Source organism: Corynebacterium sp. UMB6689 (assembly GCF_030215295.1).
In the GTDB taxonomy this organism is placed as follows: domain Bacteria; phylum Actinomycetota; class Actinomycetes; order Mycobacteriales; family Mycobacteriaceae; genus Corynebacterium; species Corynebacterium aurimucosum.
Window position 1 is genome coordinate 1 of the sequence record NZ_JASOLS010000120.1, and the last position, 301, is coordinate 301.

The 301-nt window shown below is 54.2% G+C and carries 1 pseudogene; it reads right to left on the bottom strand.

Annotation, left to right across the window (positions count from 1 at the left end):
• Positions 1 to 200, bottom strand: a pseudogene (locus QP363_RS12900) (phage major capsid protein); the annotation flags it as partial.
• Positions 201 to 301: the final 101 nt, after the last annotated feature.

Below are 301 nucleotides of genomic sequence, written 5' to 3' on the forward strand. Positions count from 1 at the left end.
TGCCCGCCTTCACTGGTCCAGTTTGCTACCGGTTTTGAGGTGACTACGGGGATTTCCTGCCCGGAAATGCCCAGCGGGATCTGCCTTGCTAGGGACTGTACCGCTGATACGCGGGCGGCCTCGTCGAATATTGGTGCGGATTCTTCGGGTTTGATGAAGCCGGAAAAATCGGTGGTTTTGGTTGCTGCTGTGATAGCCATTTTTGTCCTTTCCCCAAATGATTTGGAGGGTAGGTTCGGTTTTTATTCGGATAGTGTTACGCCAACGGCTTTTGCCAGCGCGGCGGTTAGCTGTGGCGAGT